The organism is Thalassotalea sp. Sam97 (genome assembly GCF_041379765.1).
Taxonomy (GTDB): Bacteria; Pseudomonadota; Gammaproteobacteria; order Enterobacterales; family Alteromonadaceae; genus Thalassotalea_A; species Thalassotalea_A maritima.
Genome location: NZ_CP166919.1, coordinates 832,002 through 848,555, shown reverse-complemented (window position 1 = coordinate 848,555; position 16,554 = coordinate 832,002). Strand labels below are relative to the sequence as shown.

Genomic DNA, 16,554 nt, shown 5'->3' with positions numbered 1-16,554 from the left:
CCTTGCCCTAGCGATGACCCATTGTTTTATGCGCCAACAGCTGTTTTAGCGGCGACAAATAATTAAGCGCTTTTAAACCTACGCCTCTGGCAAGTGCCAATGGCGGGTAATTGTTTGAAAATAAGTGAACCAAAGAATCGGTTAAGCTGATCACTTGTTGATGATCAACATCACGATCGTCAGCATAGCCTTGCAAGGTGTTAAAACAGCCTATATCTTCATCATGAGCTAACGCATTAGCAACAACATGAACCAATTGCTCAACATCGCGGACACCTAAATTAAAGCCTTGCCCAGCGATAGGGTGTAAGGTGTGTGAGGCATTGCCTACTAATGCCATGCGATGATAAGTAGATTCGCGTGCCCTAAGCAAACGTAGCGGAAAGCTAAAGCGTGTCCCTACTTTGTTGATGGTACCTAAATAATGGCCAAACGCTTGCTGTAACTCAGTAGCGAACTCAGTATCGTTGAGGGCCATTAATCTGTCGACTTGCTCTGGTGATACCGTCCACACCAATGAGCTGCGGTTATCGGTCATCGGTAGCATGGCAATTGGCCCGGTGTCGGTAAAGCGTTCAAATGCTCGACCTTGGTGGGCTAACTCGGTACTAACATTGGCAATAATCGCCACTTGCTGGTAATCGTATTGATCGCATTCAATACCCGCTAATTGACGACACTGCGACTGCGCGCCATCACAGGCGATAAGCAGCGATGCTTGCAGCTTTGTATTTGAAGCTAACGTCACGTTAACAGAATCCCGCTGCCAAGTAATATCGGTTATTGATTCTGGCGAGAAGAACTGCACATTGTCATAACTCTTTAAGGCTTTGAATAGGCCATTGCCAATCGCTTGCATCTCGACCACATAACCAAGTGCGTTAACATCGTAATCTTGGGCATACATACGCGCTTTGCCATAATGACCACGATCAGAGATATGAATCGTCTCTATCGCCATCGCATCGGCCTGAATGTGTTGCCAAACATTTAACTGATGTAGGTATTGGCCACTGCCATTGGCCAGAGCAATCACTCTGGCATCAAAGCTTGATGGCAAATTATCATCGATGGCTAGGTTCTCAATGACTGCTATCGATAAACGGCTGCCATCCTTTTTTTGTAATTTCGCCAATGCCAAAGCCATCGTAGCGCCAGATAAACCGGCACCCGATATAATGACATCAAATGGCTTTATGTTATTGTCCATATCAATGGCGACTATTGGTAACTCAAAAGTGTCTCGACTATGTTACTCGTTAAGCGTTTTGCGCTGCTTGAGACCCTTGATACATTAGGGCTTCAATATCTTCAACCGTTTTCACGACGTTCACCGATAGGTTTTCATGTCCCGTTTCGGTGACCAAGATATTGTCTTCGATACGAATACCGAGACCTTGGTAATTCTCATCAACATTGGCTTCGGCATCAATGTACAAACCAGGTTCAATAGTTAATACCATGCCCGGCTCGAAGGCGCGCATTTGTTGCTTATCTTCATTCATCTGATAATCACCAACATCGTGCACATCAAGGCCTAACCAGTGACCTAAACCGTGAATAAAGTATTGCTTACAGGCTTTTTCAGCGATTAGCTGATTTAAGTCGCCAGTAAGAATGCCTAACTCGTACAAACCTTTAGTTAGTACTTCACAAGCAACATCGTTCAACGCCGCAAAGGTTATACCAGGCTTAATCTGCTCAATAACGGCGTTTTGTGCATCAAGTACCACGTTATACAATGCCGCTTGATGGGTATTAAATTTACCACTTACAGGAAATGTACGGGTAATATCGGCGGCGTAACCACTTAATTCAGCGCCAGCATCAATTAACAGTAATTCTTCATCGATAAGTACTTCGTCATTGTCGGTATAGTGCAATATAGTGGCATTTTCTCCACCACCGACAATCGAGCCATAAGCAGCTGTGCGCGCGCCATTTGATGCAAACTCGTGCAGGATCTCGGCTTCAACTTGATACTCAAACACACCGTGCTTGGTAAATTTCATTGCCCGCGTGTGAGCATTGCCAGTAATCACATTCGCTTCACGCATGATTTCAATTTCTGCCGCTGATTTAATTAAACGCATCTCATGGATAATCGGGCGAATATCGATAATGGTTGTCGGCGCAGTGAAACCTTGCTTAAAGCCGTTTCGTAAAATATCTAAACAAGCAAACACCATAGAATCAAATTCAGGCTGTGCACCTTGGGCAAATAACAAGGTATCACGACCATTAATGTACATAGGTAATACTTGTTCAAGCTCGTCTAAGGTGTACGTTAGATCGAATTTAAACACTTCTTCAGCTTTTTCTGCGCCTACACGGCGACCATGCCACACCTCTTGCTGTGGGTCTTTATCGCGGCAAAATAGGATCGACTCTTGCTGACCATCAATTTTCACTAGTACCAATAGCGCATCTGGCTCATGAAACCCGGTTAGATAGTAAAAGTCTTTGTCCTGGCAAAATAAAAATTCGGTGTCACGCGAGCGGGTCACTTCTTTATTAGCTGGGATCAAAGCAACAGCGTTGTTTGGCATTTGCGCCATCACGCGCTCGCGACGTTCAATAAATTCAGCCACATCAATACGGGTGTGTTTCATCATGATTTCATACTCTTTGGATATTGCATGTACAGCCAGTCATGGCCATATTGATTCAATATTAATAATTCTTTTTAGCCTGATAAAGCCTTTACCAGTGTGATTAATGTAAGGTGTTTTTTCCGCTACGCTGGGCCGGTTTTGCTCCGAGTTCAGCAAAGCACAATAGCGCCGATATACGCACGTACTCGAGCAATTCAAAGTAGGCGTTCTCGGTTTCTTCATCATCGTCCATCTCGGTCGACAAATTGGCTATATTGGCAAAATCATTGATGATTTCTTTCACATCGGCAGAAAAGTCTTTATTGTCTTTTTGCTGTAAACCAAAACCTAAGTTATAACCTTGCACCCATAGACCTAACGCTTGGCCGCGTTCGGTTAGTGATTCATCATCATCAGGGATCAATAATTGAAAACCAAAGCTGTCATCAATCATTGCTTGCCAAATATCGGCATACATTGACTTGAGCAAGTCTTTAAGGTTTTTACCTAGCCCTTCACCATTATTGAAAAAGTCACTAATTAAAGTAAGAAAGCTTTCGTCTTCAAATGGAAAACCGGCAGAGATAACGCCAGTCAGTAGGCCGTGAATTTCCGATGCGTGGGCAGAAAAGTTTTCCCCCCCCATTACAGCGGTTACTTGAGCAAAATCGATTGTAGGATTGTTAGCCATATGACATATCATCAAATACATTATTATTAACTGCAAATACTACCACTTGCAGCAAGGTTTCACCACATTTGTCGCGATTTGCACAATAATGCGACAGTTAATCTGCTTGTAGGGGGATTGGGCAAAAAAGTGATTGATTAACAGCGGCCCTTTTTAGTAGAGTGCGCGCCGTTAACCGCAAGCGCTGCATTATCATTGTATAAGCACTCAACGGTTGACTCATCTCGTTATAGAAATGCTCGCGCATTAACATTTTATTGTGCAGTTAGGTTTAGATTAAAACTGTGACGTGTATAATAAAGAAAGGTTGTGGTGTAGCTCGCAACCTGTCGCTAACCAGATTAGCGAAGCACTATGTTCCCTGGGGTGTTAGTTAATTAACTATGTCCCTGAGCCGATAATTCTTTCTTTAGGGGGCCCCGTAGTTACTATTGAGCAGGCCCACATGATGGGAAGCCTACGGTGATTACACGGTCTCCGCCTTGAACACACGGTGTTCAAGGGCTGACGTTGATAACGGCACCTTGGGGAACACCACTTCTCTTACACGACTGCTATCGATTGCAAGTCATGTATAGGGCGTTCAGCCAGTCCCTTGTATGATACACGCTCTCTTTTTACTTACTTTGCGATAAACAGCAAATAAACGATATAATCGCTGCAAAGGCAATAATATAGAACGTACAGTGACCTTAGCAAATAACAAACAAAACGCTCGTCAGCAATTACGACAACAGATTCGGCAAAAGCGTAAGGCCTTGAGCGCCAACCAGCAACAGTCGGCCAGCCGCGAGATAGTCAAGCAGTTAGCTAATAATCGACATATCGGTGCCGCGCAGCACATTGCCGTTTATCTTGCTAACGATGGTGAGCTTGATCTGAGCTTATTTATTGACTGGTGTTGGCGACAAGGTAAGCACGTTTACCTACCTGTTATTCACCCATTTGCGAAAGGACATTTGCTGTTTTTGCATTACCAGTCAACGACCAAATTACAAGCCAACCACTATGGTATCGCTGAGCCAGCATTAAATGTTACTCAAGTTCTGCCCGCTAGCCAGCTTGATGTCATTATCACGCCATTGGTTGCATTTGATAACGCAGGTAACCGCATGGGCATGGGTGGTGGCTTTTATGATAGGACCTTTGCTGCGATTGCTACATCGAAACAACGAACTCAGCAAGCAAACCCGCCTGTTGTCGCTCGAATCGGTGTCGCCCATCGATGTCAGCAAGTGGATAGCATTCCTATTGAAGCGTGGGATATGCCATTGACGGACACCTTCGCCGTTTAAGCATACATTATCGGCCTCATTCGCCTCAATATTGTCATAAATTAGCAACCCCTTGCTTGGTATTCATAGGCAAGACAGTTATAATTTCGTCGACGCTGTAACGTCTTCTAACAACAAAATAAATCACGCTAACAACCGCTGATTGCAACTCTTTGCTAGGAACATCAATGACACAAGATGAAATGAAAAAACAGGCCGCCATCCGTGCCTTAGACTTTGTTGAGCACGATACCATTGTTGGGGTTGGTACCGGTTCTACGGTAAACCACTTTATCGATGCACTTGCCACCATCAAAGATAAAATTGTTGGTGCCGTTTCTAGTTCAGAAGCGTCAACAGAGCGCTTAAAACAATATGGCATTGAAGTGTTCGATTTAAACAGTGTTGATGATCTGTCTGTTTATGTTGATGGCGCCGATGAAATTACCGAGCACATGGCAATGATCAAGGGCGGTGGTGCGGCATTAACCCGCGAAAAAATTGTTGCAGCCGTAGCAAAAACCTTTGTTTGTATTTGCGATGAAAGTAAGCAAGTTGGAGTATTAGGCGACTTCCCTCTGCCTGTTGAAGTGATCCCAATGGCACGCAGTTACGTGGCGCGCGAATTAGTCAAACTAGGAGGGGACCCGGTATACCGTCAAGGCGTGGTTACCGATAATGGCAACGTTATATTAGATGTTTACAACATGAGCATCGTTAACCCGAAAGAACTCGAAAGCCAAATCAACGGCATTGTTGGCGTGGTAACCAATGGTTTATTTGCCCATCGCGGTGCGGATGTTTTGGTACTAGGCACGCCAAATGGCGCTAAAGTCATTAAGCCCTAAGCACCAACAACTAAAGTCATTATTTAAAAGCAATTCCTAGCGGATTGCTTTTTTGTCCTTAACAACCACCACTTCCCCCTGATTAATCATTCTCAACGCCCCCTCCGAATAATATTCGAAAAACCAATAAAACTTAGCACATCCAACAACAAAAGAGATTTTCACCGATTATAATTTAAACAAGCCATCACAGACCATTAACCGCTGAAAGCCCTTTAGTTATCAGGCTTTCTACACTGGTTACGATGAAGCAAAATTGCTGTAAATATTACTTTCGAGTTTTAGCTCTATATGCTAATTTAGGCGCTTACCAATCTGATCTACAAAATAAAATTCATCAGATTACCACTATCATTTCAAAGACGTTGCGATACGAGTAAACCATGAAACAAAACTCTCTCAATAAAGACAAAATCAAAATCTTACTGTTAGAAGGTGTGCACCAATCAGCACTCGAGGTGCTAAAAGCCAATGGTTACTCAAACATTGAATATTTAAAAGGCTCTATTAGCGACGCTGAGCTGAAAGAGAAAATCAAAGGGGTTTACTTTTTAGGTATTCGCTCACGCACGCAAATTACCGAATCAGTACTTGCACATGCCGATAAACTGGCGGCTATTGGTTGTTTTTGCATTGGTACCAACCAAGTAGAATTACCTGCGGCGCAAATTCGCGGTATTCCTGTGTTTAACGCGCCATTTTCAAATACTCGTTCGGTTGCTGAGTTAGTATTGGGCGAGTTATTACTGCTATTTAGAGGCGTGCCTGAAAAAAGCACGTTAGCCCACCGTGGCGTTTGGCATAAATCGGCAGCAGGCTCTGTTGAAGCGCGTGGCAAAACGTTAGGTATCGTTGGATACGGTCACATTGGTACACAGTTAGGTATTTTGGCTGAGCATATTGGTATGCGCGTTAAGTTTTATGATATTGAAACCAAACTACCGCTTGGCAATGCCGAACAAGTAAATAGCCTAACCGAACTATTAAATACCGCCGATGTGATTTCTTTACACGTACCAGAAACACGTGAAACGCAAAACATGATTGGTACTGCTGAGTTTGAACAAATGAAGCAAGGTGCAATCTTCATCAACGCATCACGCGGGACTGTCGTCGATATTCAAGCCCTTGCTGAAGCGCTTGAAAGCAAGCACATCGGCGGTGCAGCGATTGACGTATTCCCTGTTGAGCCAAAAACCAATGATGATGAATTTATCTCACCATTACGTGGCTTTGATAATGTGATATTAACACCGCATATTGGTGGTTCAACTAAAGAAGCACAAGAAAACATTGGCCGTGAAGTAGCTGGTAAGATCGTTAAATACTCTGATAACGGCTCGACCTTATCAGCCGTTAACTTCCCAGAAGTATCGCTACCAGAGCACACTGGCAGCTCACGCTTATTCCATATTCACAAAAACCAGCCAGGTATTTTAAACCAAATTACCCGTGCCTTTGCCGATCGTGATATCAACATCAACGCGCAGTACTTACAAACTGATGATCAAATTGGTTACGTCGTTATTGATGTGGAAGCGAAAGACAGTGAAACCGCATTACAACAACTGCGCCAGATTGACGGCACCATCCGTGCTCGTTTGATTCACTAGCCAACACTCTATTGATTATCATCTATTTGGCCATAAAAAAATGCTCACCGAGGTGAGCATTTTTGTTTTACCTATGATTAGCAAGTAGATACTATTTTACTGCTGACTTGCCATAAAGCTCTCGACAATAAGGGCTGCCGACATACAGTCGATATTATCTTTTTGTAAATTACGATAACCACCATCGTCAAATAACTGTGCTTTGGCATCGGCTGTCGTTAAACGCTCATCTTGCAATGCCATTTCAATGCCAAAGCGACCATGCAAGCGGTTGGCAAACTTGCGCGCTCGCGCTGTTAACGGTTGCTCAGTACCGTCCATATTCAACGGCAGACCAACCACTAAAACATCCGGCTGCCACTCGTTAATTAATCGTTGGATGTCATCCCAATTAGGAATACCGTCTCGCGCTTTAATCGCTTTTAAGCCACGTGCACTTTGTGTGAATTCTTGACCGATAGCAATGCCGATGTGCGCCGTACCAAAGTCAAAGCCCATCAGCGTTCGCTTGCCAATAGCTGTTTTACTGTTCATATAAACCTATTGTTAAGATCTGCTGTCGCGAATTATAGCCTAGCTGCTAGTCGCAACAGAAAAATTTAAACGACAAAAAAGCCGCTTTTTATAAGCGGCTTTTAATATCACATATTACGTCGATATATGCAGATTACTCAGCTACCGGACGCATGTGCGGGAATAAAATAACGTCTTTAATCGTTGGTGAGTCAGTGAATAACATCACCAAACGGTCAATACCAATACCTTCACCAGCCGTTGGCGGTAAGCCATACTCTAGTGCGGTCACGTAATCTTCATCGTAGTGCATTGCTTCATCATCGCCAGCGTCTTTTTCTTCCACTTGCTTTCTAAAGCGTGCTGCTTGGTCTTCAGCGTCGTTAAGCTCGCTGAAGCCGTTGGCCAATTCACGGCCACCAACGAAGAATTCAAAACGGTCGGTAATGAACGGGTTTTCATCATTACGACGAGCTAGTGGCGATACTTCCCATGGGTATTCGGTGATGAAGGTTGGTTGGTCAAGCTGATGCTCAGCCACTTCTTCAAAAATTTCACATAGGTACTTACCTGGGCCCCAAACATTGTCGCCTTCAGGCTCTTTTACACCAACTTGCTTAGCAATGGCTTTTAGCTCGTCAAAACGATTTTCCGGATCACGGATAACCGCCTCATCAAGGTGTGGTGCGTACTTGATGATGGCATCCATCATTGATAAACGTGCAAATGGCTTACCAAAGTCGTAGAACTTCTCTTCCACCACGTTACCATCAGCATCTTTTACGGTGTTGCGAACAACCGCATCACCTAAGATATCTTCCGCTAATGTGCGTAACATATCTTCAGTTAAGTTCATTAAGTCTTCGTAAGTCGCGTACGCTTGGTAGAATTCAATCATGGTGAATTCTGGGTTGTGACGGGTCGATAAACCTTCGTTACGGAAGTTACGGTTAATTTCGAATACACGCTCAAAGCCACCAACAACCAAACGCTTCAAGTAAAGCTCTGGTGCGATACGCAAGAACATATCGATGTCTAGCGCATTATGGTAGGTTTCAAATGGTTTTGCCGTTGCACCACCTGGGATGGTTTGTAGCATTGGCGTTTCCACTTCCATAAAGTTGCGATCAGTTAAAAACTTACGGATACCGCTAACGATTTTTGAGCGCACTTCAAAGGTTTTACGAGTTTCTTGGTTAATGATCAAATCAACGTAACGTTGACGGTATTTCATTTCTTGATCTGATAAACCGTGGTATTTCTCTGGCAACGGACGCAGTGATTTGGTTAGTAACTTGTACTCTTGCATGTCGATGTAAAGATCGCCTTTACCCGACTTGCTTAATACACCTTTAACACCAATGATGTCACCGATGTCTAGTACACCGTAGCGTGCTTTGATATCTTTTTGTACATCTTTGCTCGCGTAAGCTTGGATACGACCGCTCATGTCCTGTAATAACAAGAACGGACCACGTTTTGCCATAACACGACCTGCAACAGCGTAGGTGTGCGCTTGAGCTTCTAGCTCTTCTTTATCTTGCTCACCATGTTTTGCTTGGATATCCGCAGCATAGTGCTCGCGAATAAAATCGTTTGGGTGTGCGTTTGCAGAGCAATTCTGGCGAATATTCTCCAGCTTGCTGCGACGCTCGGCAATTAACTTGTTTTCGTCTTTAACTTGTTCTGTCATCTTTATATCTCGTTCATTACAGGCCAGATTTCAAGCTGGCTTCAATAAATGGGTCTAACGCACCGTCGAGTACCGCTTGAGTATTGCGTGATTCAACGCCAGTACGTAAATCTTTAATGCGACTGTCATCAAGCACATAAGAGCGAATTTGGCTACCCCAGCCAATATCCGACTTGCCTTCTTCTAATGCTTGCTTATCTTCGTTTTGCTTTTGAATTTCTAGCTCGTACAGTTTTGCTTGCAACATTTTCATCGCTTGCGCTTTGTTTTTATGCTGCGAACGATCCGCCTGACATTGCACTACCACGCCGGTAGGTTCATGGGTTATACGAATCGCTGAGTCGGTTTTGTTTACGTGCTGACCGCCGGCACCTGACGCGCGGAACGTATCGATACGTAAATCGGCCGGATTAATATCAATATCAATATTGTCATCAATCTCTGGGTAAACAAACGCTGAAGCAAACGATGTGTGGCGACGCGCATTTGAGTCAAACGGTGATTTACGCACTAAACGGTGGACACCTGTTTCGGTCCGTAGCCAGCCGTATGCGTATTCACCAGAAAACTTAATGGTACAGCCTTTAATGCCAGCCACGTCACCATCGGTTTCTTCCATCACTTCAACTTTAAAGCCATGTGCCTCGCCCCAGCGAAGGTACATACGCATTAACATGCTCGCCCAATCTTGAGCTTCGGTACCACCAGAGCCTGACTGGATATCAAGGTAACAATCATTGCCATCTTGTTCACCGGAAAACATACGGCGAAATTCAAGTTTGGCTAACTGTGCTTCAAGGCCTTCTAGCTCAACAATCGCTTCGTTAAAGGTATCTTCGTCTTCGGCTTCAACCGCCAGCTCAACTAAACCTTCAACATCTTCACAACCGGCGTCCATATCATCAATGGTTTTAACCACTAACTCTAAAGAGCTACGCTCTTTACCTAACGCTTGCGCGCGTTCAGGCTCGTTCCAAACATCAGGTTGCTCAAGTTCGCGATTAACTTCCATTAAACGTTCAGCTTTTAGCTCATAATCAAGATAGCCACGTAACACTTCGGTACGAGCTTGAATATCTTTGATTTGATTTAATATGGGATTGATTTCAAACATCAAAACTTACAAAAATCGCATTGTTGACAATAATCGCGCATTGTAGCGTATCTATCACGCAGAATACAGAATGAACAGCCGTTTTGCGCAAAAAAAACTAGCCAAACAGAGCACCTACTTAACTATAGCCAAGTATAGACGAGCTAGAGTTAAGTAAATGGCCGATATAAGGGAGAATAATTGTCGATAAGTAACGTTTAAGCTGCGCTCAGATAATCAATCAAAAGCTGTAAGCTTTGTCGGCCGCGAAACTCATTGATATCCAATTTAAACGCCACATGCACCCATTGACACTGCGGATTTGGCCATTGCTGCACATCGACATTAAAGGCTATGGCATCAACGACTACGTCGCCATATTGGAGAACCATCTTCAAATGTTTATCACCGACAATACGCTGTTGTACAAGTTGAAAATGATTATCAAAAACAGGTTCAGGAAAGCTCTGTCCCCACGGGCCTGCACCCTTAATCAGCGTAGCAAACTCCTCACTAAAACATTCTGCGGGTAACTCACCATCGGTAAGTATCACCCCTTGCAATAAATCGTCGGTCAGTTGTTTACTGGCATATTCTGCGAACAGCTGCTCAAAACGTTTAAATTGATTTGCCTTAATGGTTAGCCCTGCGGCCATAGCGTGACCACCAAATTTAACGATAAGTTCAGGGTGCTGACTGTCAATATGCTCGAGTAAATCACGGATATGTAAGCCGGGAATTGAACGGGCACTGCCTTTGATTTCACCATCATCGCCATCAGCAAAAACGATGGTCGGACGGTGGTATTTTTCTTTAATGCGGCCAGCAACAATACCAATGACCCCCTGATGCCAATCGTCTTGATACAACGCCAAAGCGCTCGGGATATTATCGTTTGAAAATTGCAATTGCTTGAGGATTTGCTCGGCTTCAATTTGCATGCCCTGCTCTATTTCGCGACGCGCTTTATTGAGATCATCAAGCTCGGCAGCGATTAATCGCGCTTGGTACATGTCATCAGCCAGTAAACACTTAATACCAAGGCTCATATCATCAAGTCGCCCTGCGGCATTTAATCGTGGCCCTAAACCAAAACCAAAATCACTTGCGGTGAGCTTTTGCTGATTTTTCCCAGCCACTTCAATTAAGGCAACAATACCGGGGCGAGTTGCACCTGCGCGAATACGTTTTAAACCTTGGGCGACTAATATTCGGTTGTTTTGATCAAGACTAACCACATCGGCAACAGTACCTAAAGCCACTAAATCTAGCAGTTGCGCTAGGTTTGGCTCTGCGATATGTCGCTCTGCAAACCAATTGCGCTGACGCATATGTTGTCGTGTCACCAGCATTAAATAAAACGCGACACCAACCCCTGCAAGTGATTTGCTGGGGAACTCACAACCGTGTTGGTTCGGGTTAACAATGGCGTCGGCATCTGGTATTTTTTCACCCGGTAAATGATGATCGGTAACAATAACCTGGCACCCATGTTGTTTCGCTCGGGCAACGCCTTCAACCGCACTAATGCCGTTATCAACGGTAACAATCACCTCAGCCCCAGTTTGCTTGGCTAAATCACTGATTTCCGGGGTTAGCCCATAGCCATATTCAAAACGATTAGGAACGATAAAATCATGATTACTTGAACCAAGTAATGATAAGCCTTGCATCATCACAGCTGTACTGGTTGCGCCATCAGCATCAAAGTCACCAACAATGATGATGCGTTGCTGCTTGGCAATCGCCTCGACAAGTAACTGGCTAGCCTGTTCGATTCCTTTGAGTAACGTAGGAGCTAACATCACTTGCAATGTTTGCTCTAGCTTAGCGTTATCAGAGATACCACGACTTGCATAAACTTGCTTTAAAACAGGGTGTATTGTGCTATTTAGGTGTGAATCGTCAACCTTGTGACGACGGCGAATTTGCTTGTCCATGCGTATAATCTGACGTTGGCTAAGGTCTGTCGACCCTAGGTGATGATATAACAATGCTCTAAGGGTAGCGTAACAGCAAAGGCTTGAAAACAATTAAGGCGCTTGATAGCGCCTTAATTAACATGTGTCACACGCTGATAAGTTTCGATTAACCTTTACGCGCCGAATACATTTGTAAAATTTCGTGCATATCTTCTGCTGACTTATAGCCTGGGATCATTAGGCCATCGTCCAACATAATCGCTGGTGTGCCTGTTACCCCTACTTTTTTACCAAAGTCGTATTGTTCAGCTACCGGCTGATTACACACTTTTTTATCGACTTGTTTACCGGCTTTTGCTGTTGTCATCGCGGTTTGTTGATCTTCACTGCACCAAACACTGCGGATATCACGGTAGCCTTGACTGGCAATACCGCCACGCGGAAACGCTAAGTAACGCACAGTAATACCTAACTCATTAAAGGTATCAACTTGCTCATGCAAGCGACGACAATAACCACAGGTTAAATCAGTAAACACCGTTACTTGGTATTTTTCCTCTTTGGCAGGGAAGACAATCATCGACTCTTTAAACTGTTCCATGCCAGCAACACGCTCTGCAGATAGCGACTCTTCGGTTAACGAGTTGATACCCTCATCGCTCATTTGATACAGCTTACCTTGGATCAAAAACTTGCCATCCGCCGATGTATAAAACAACCCTTGGTCGGTGAATGCTTCGTAAAGATTGGCCATCTTTGACGGTTTGATTGACTCAACTTTTAAGCCAACACGTTGCAGGTTGGTTTTGATTTGTGCATTAATGTCTTGCGCATAAACGCTTAGGGAGAACATGGTGGCTGCACAGAGACCTGCCACAATTTTAATTAACTTCATAAAAAACCTTTTTGAAAACTTCTTAACCAACAATATAAATCAATAGCAAACCGAGGCTACGATATCACAATGGCTTCAGCTTAATTCGGTCAAAATGACGACATTAAAGCAAACTTAAAGCTCGTCAATATACTCATTCCATCATTTAGACCAACAAACGGCCGATAAAATTACTGCCTTATTGATGTAAATGCAAGGTAAACCCCCAATTACTTCAACGCAGTACAGCTAACAGACCCCTTAACAGCTAACTCGCGTGTTAAGTATAACCGCTAACGCGCAAATATAATGACCAATGCGGTTAGCTAATATCGGTGCTTAGTAAACAACAGTAACTGATAAAATCTTACCGGTGAATATCACCGATAAGTAAACCCCATAGGGCAACAATGTTACACTGCAGTTATTGCCTAACAGCAATACGCTAATCAAGCGACTTTAGGTTAGTATCTTGTTGTAATTTACGGTAGAATCGCCGCAAATTATCTAACGGTGCCCGCACGGTAATGAAAATAGGCTTATTTTACGGATCGACAACCTGTTACACCGAAATGGCAGCTGAAAAAATTCAGGCTGAAATCGGTGCCGATTTAGTCGACACCATTAATATAAAGGATGCGCCATTGGCTGATTGCCAAGCGTACGATATTGTCATTTTTGGTATCTCTACTTGGGACTTCGGTGAACTGCAAGAAGACTGGGAGTCTACTTGGGATGACATCGCCAGTTTAAAGCTTGACGATAAAATTGTTGCCCTATTTGGTTTAGGTGACCAAGAAGGCTACGGTCAATGGTTCCAAGATGCGTTAGGCATGTTGCACGACGAGGTTATTGCCCACCAGGCAACCATCGTCGGTTATTGGCCAAATCAAGGTTACGAATTTGAAGCATCCAAAGCCCTAACCGAGGACGGCGAATTTTTTGTAGGCTTGAGTCTTGATGATGAAAACCAATACGACTTAACCGAACAACGCATTAAGGATTGGTGTGAACAAATCCTCAGCGAAATTAACGACATTCTAAATAACGCCGGTTAAAAAATCGGCGTCTTCATTGATATTTACGATATACTCTGTAAAAGCAACAACAAAGGTACACTCCATTCATGTTTGCACAATTTGATCTTGATGATGCTTTAGTAGGCGGCTGCGATAAAGCCGGCTTTAAAAAGCCCACTTCCATTCAACAGTTGGTTTTGCCAGAAGCAATGGCAGGCAAAGATGTTTTAGCATCGGCCCCCACTGGAACGGGTAAAACTGCGGCATTTATTCTTCCTTGTGCGCAACACTTATTGGATTATCCTCGCACCAAACCAGGTTTCCCGCGTGTATTAGTGCTTGCGCCAACCCGTGAACTTGCGACACAAATTTTCGAGCAAGCAGAATTACTCACCCAACATACGGACATTAAAATTGGCTTAATCACTGGTGGCGTTAACTACGGCTCGCACAAAGAGATCTTAACCAAAAACACCGATATGCTAATTGCCACGCCGGGTCGTTTACTTGAGTACATTGAAACCGAACAATTCGATGCGCGCGAAATTGAAATCTTAGTATTAGATGAAGCCGATCGTATGCTCGATATGGGCTTTAGCGAATCCATTAACCGCATTGCCGGCGAAGCAAGATGGCGTAAGCAAACCCTACTATTTTCGGCAACCTTAGCTGGGGCTGGTATTATTCGCTTTTCGAAAGAGATCTTAACCGACCCAGTGTTTTTAGAGTCTGATCCATCACGTAAAGAAAAAGCCAAAACACATCAGTGGGTCCACCTTGCTGACAGTAAAGAGCACAAGTTCCAGTTATTAACGGCATTGCTAAAAGACGAAAGTGCAAAGCGCGTTGTGGTATTTGCCAACAAGCGTGAAACGGTGCAGTATCTGTCGGGTAAATTGCAAAGTGAAGATTTACCAAACGCCTGGCTTGAAGGTGAAATGCCACAAGATAAGCGTAACAGCGCCGTTGCTCGCGTTAAAAATGGCCATGTCAATATTTTGATTGCTACCGATGTTGCAGCCCGCGGTTTGGATATTGATGATGTGACTCACGTGATTAACTTTGATATTCCACGCAAAGCCGATATTTACGTGCACCGTATTGGTCGTACCGGTCGTGCCGGTAAAAAAGGTACGGCAATTTCATTAGTTGAAGCACATGACATGGCATACATTGCCAAAATCGAACGCTATATTGAGGAAAAACTACCTCGTCGCGTGATTGAAGGTTTGCGCCCGCTACATAAAGAAGCGCGAGTACCTGCGAAGAAAAAGCCTAAAGCGAAAGTTAAGGCAAAGAAAAGCGCAGGTTTAACGCGCCAACAAAAACTGGCGAAGAAAAAGAAAAAAGAGAAAAAAGCGAGAAAGAAAGCCCAGAAATAGTCACTGTGGTAATTCACACGCTAAGTAACATTAAAAAAGGCTGCCTTAGGCAGCCTTTTTTACACACTAAATTTGAGTTTATTAATCAATGACTTAGCTAACTTAAGAACCCCGCAAAATTAGCGCTACATTAGCTCTAGCAAATAACGCCAACAACTATGCTTCAAGCTTACGGGTAAATACCGGCTCATTCGCGGTCGATAGCGCGTCGTTATACTGATAGCCATCAACATCAAACTGCTTTAGCTGTTGCACGTCGGTGATTTCATTATCGATAATGTAACGTGCCATCAAACCTCGCGCTTTTTTAGCGTAGAAGCTGATCATTTTATACTGACCATTTTTCCAATCTTTAAACGCAGGGGTAACAATTTTGCCTTTCAGTTGTTTCTTCTTAACTGATTTAAAGTATTCAGTTGATGCAAGGTTAATCAACACGTCATCACCTTGTGATGCAAGTGCTTGGTTTATGTGATCAGTAACAATGTTTCCCCAAAACTCATACAAGTTTTTGCCACGTGGGTTTTCTAACTTAGTGCCCATTTCAAGTCGATATGGCTGCATTAAATCAAGTGGTTTTAAAACCCCATAAAGCCCAGAAAGAATGCGCATGTGACGCTGTGCAAAGTCAAAATGTTCAGCTTTAAAAGACGGTGCATCAAGCCCTGTGTAAACATCACCATTGAACGCAAGCACTGCAGGTCGAGCATTAGCTGGTGTAAAAGGTTGTGCCCACTCGGCAAAGCGCGCCGCATTCAAACCGGCAAGTTTGTCACTAATACTCATTAATGATGACAATTGTGCGGGTGTTAATTTGACACATACATCAACGAGCTCTTGGCTATGCTCAAGCAGCTCTGGCTGAGTATATTGCTCGGTTGCAAGGGGAGTTTCATAGTCCAGATTTTTAGCGGGAGATACGACAATTAACATAAGTTGCTCTTTCTAAATTGAATTTTAGTTTTTATGCAGATAAGGCAACTATATCACGTAAATGCGACTATATTCAGAGGTGGGAAGATAAAATTTTCTGATAAC

Annotated in this window: 14 protein-coding genes and 1 other RNA gene; 6 read left to right on the top strand and 9 right to left on the bottom strand. The window is 43.7% G+C overall.

Annotated elements, in window-relative coordinates; all coding sequences use genetic code 11:
• Positions 1 to 7 precede the first annotated feature (7 nt).
• From ubiH to ACAX20_RS03765, 3 genes are all read right to left on the bottom strand, one after another.
• Positions 8 to 1,210 (bottom strand): 2-octaprenyl-6-methoxyphenyl hydroxylase, encoded by a 1,203-nt coding sequence (gene ubiH, locus ACAX20_RS03775; protein WP_371188730.1) that lies wholly within the window; start codon positions 1,208 to 1,210, stop codon positions 8 to 10.
• Positions 1,211 to 1,259: 49 nt separating this feature from the next.
• Positions 1,260 to 2,612, bottom strand: coding sequence for a Xaa-Pro aminopeptidase (gene pepP / locus ACAX20_RS03770; RefSeq protein ID WP_371189570.1), 1,353 nt, complete (start codon positions 2,610 to 2,612; stop codon positions 1,260 to 1,262).
• A gap of 103 nt (positions 2,613 to 2,715) precedes the next feature.
• Positions 2,716 to 3,285, bottom strand: coding sequence for a UPF0149 family protein (locus tag ACAX20_RS03765; protein ID WP_371188729.1), 570 nt, complete (start codon positions 3,283 to 3,285; stop codon positions 2,716 to 2,718).
• Between the two features lie 355 nt (positions 3,286 to 3,640).
• Between ACAX20_RS03765 and ssrS the strand changes: the two genes are divergently transcribed.
• The 4 genes from ssrS (at position 3,641) to serA (ending at position 7,020) form a co-directional block, all read left to right on the top strand.
• A non-coding RNA gene (gene ssrS / locus ACAX20_RS03760) (6S RNA) lies at positions 3,641 to 3,820 on the top strand.
• 151 nt (positions 3,821 to 3,971) lie between these two features.
• Positions 3,972 to 4,580, top strand: coding sequence for a 5-formyltetrahydrofolate cyclo-ligase (locus tag ACAX20_RS03755; protein ID WP_371188728.1), 609 nt, complete (start codon positions 3,972 to 3,974; stop codon positions 4,578 to 4,580).
• A 167-nt stretch (positions 4,581 to 4,747) separates the two neighbouring features.
• Complete coding sequence (rpiA, locus tag ACAX20_RS03750) at positions 4,748 to 5,407, top strand: ribose-5-phosphate isomerase RpiA (RefSeq protein WP_371188727.1); 660 nt, start codon at positions 4,748 to 4,750, stop codon at positions 5,405 to 5,407.
• 383 nt (positions 5,408 to 5,790) lie between these two features.
• A complete protein-coding gene (gene serA / locus ACAX20_RS03745) occupies positions 5,791 to 7,020 on the top strand; it encodes a phosphoglycerate dehydrogenase (RefSeq protein WP_371188726.1) in 1,230 nt (409 codons plus the stop codon).
• A gap of 96 nt (positions 7,021 to 7,116) precedes the next feature.
• On the opposite strand, the gene ruvX is transcribed toward serA, so the two are convergent.
• The 5 genes from ruvX to dsbC all read right to left on the bottom strand — a co-directional run bounded on the left by ruvX (position 7,117) and on the right by dsbC (position 13,136).
• Entirely contained in the window at positions 7,117 to 7,554 is a 438-nt protein-coding gene (gene ruvX, locus ACAX20_RS03740) for a Holliday junction resolvase RuvX (protein ID WP_371188725.1), read from the bottom strand.
• A 133-nt stretch (positions 7,555 to 7,687) separates the two neighbouring features.
• Positions 7,688 to 9,226 (bottom strand): lysine--tRNA ligase, encoded by a 1,539-nt coding sequence (gene lysS / locus ACAX20_RS03735; protein ID WP_371188724.1) that lies wholly within the window; start codon positions 9,224 to 9,226, stop codon positions 7,688 to 7,690.
• 16 nt (positions 9,227 to 9,242) lie between these two features.
• Positions 9,243 to 10,340, bottom strand: a complete 1,098-nt coding sequence (gene prfB, locus ACAX20_RS03730; RefSeq protein ID WP_371188723.1) for a peptide chain release factor 2 — start codon at positions 10,338 to 10,340, stop codon at positions 9,243 to 9,245.
• A 197-nt stretch (positions 10,341 to 10,537) separates the two neighbouring features.
• Positions 10,538 to 12,259 carry a single-stranded-DNA-specific exonuclease RecJ gene (recJ, locus tag ACAX20_RS03725; RefSeq protein WP_371188722.1) on the bottom strand — a complete coding sequence of 574 codons (1,722 nt, stop codon included), beginning with the start codon at positions 12,257 to 12,259 and terminating at the stop codon, positions 10,538 to 10,540.
• Between the two features lie 148 nt (positions 12,260 to 12,407).
• The gene (gene dsbC / locus ACAX20_RS03720) at positions 12,408 to 13,136 is read right to left on the bottom strand and encodes a bifunctional protein-disulfide isomerase/oxidoreductase DsbC (protein WP_371188721.1); all 729 of its coding nucleotides are present in this window, start codon (positions 13,134 to 13,136) and stop codon (positions 12,408 to 12,410) included.
• Positions 13,137 to 13,642: 506 nt separating this feature from the next.
• On the opposite strand from dsbC, the gene fldB reads away from it, so the two are divergent.
• Together fldB and srmB are read left to right on the top strand one after the other, a co-directional pair.
• Positions 13,643 to 14,173 (top strand): flavodoxin FldB, encoded by a 531-nt coding sequence (fldB, locus tag ACAX20_RS03715; RefSeq protein WP_371188720.1) that lies wholly within the window; start codon positions 13,643 to 13,645, stop codon positions 14,171 to 14,173.
• 68 nt (positions 14,174 to 14,241) lie between these two features.
• Positions 14,242 to 15,516, top strand: a complete 1,275-nt coding sequence (gene srmB, locus ACAX20_RS03710) for an ATP-dependent RNA helicase SrmB (protein WP_371188719.1) — start codon at positions 14,242 to 14,244, stop codon at positions 15,514 to 15,516.
• Between the two features lie 156 nt (positions 15,517 to 15,672).
• Here the strand turns inward: srmB and yaaA are convergent, their stop codons facing one another.
• Positions 15,673 to 16,449 (bottom strand): peroxide stress protein YaaA, encoded by a 777-nt coding sequence (gene yaaA / locus ACAX20_RS03705; protein WP_371188718.1) that lies wholly within the window; start codon positions 16,447 to 16,449, stop codon positions 15,673 to 15,675.
• Positions 16,450 to 16,554: the final 105 nt, after the last annotated feature.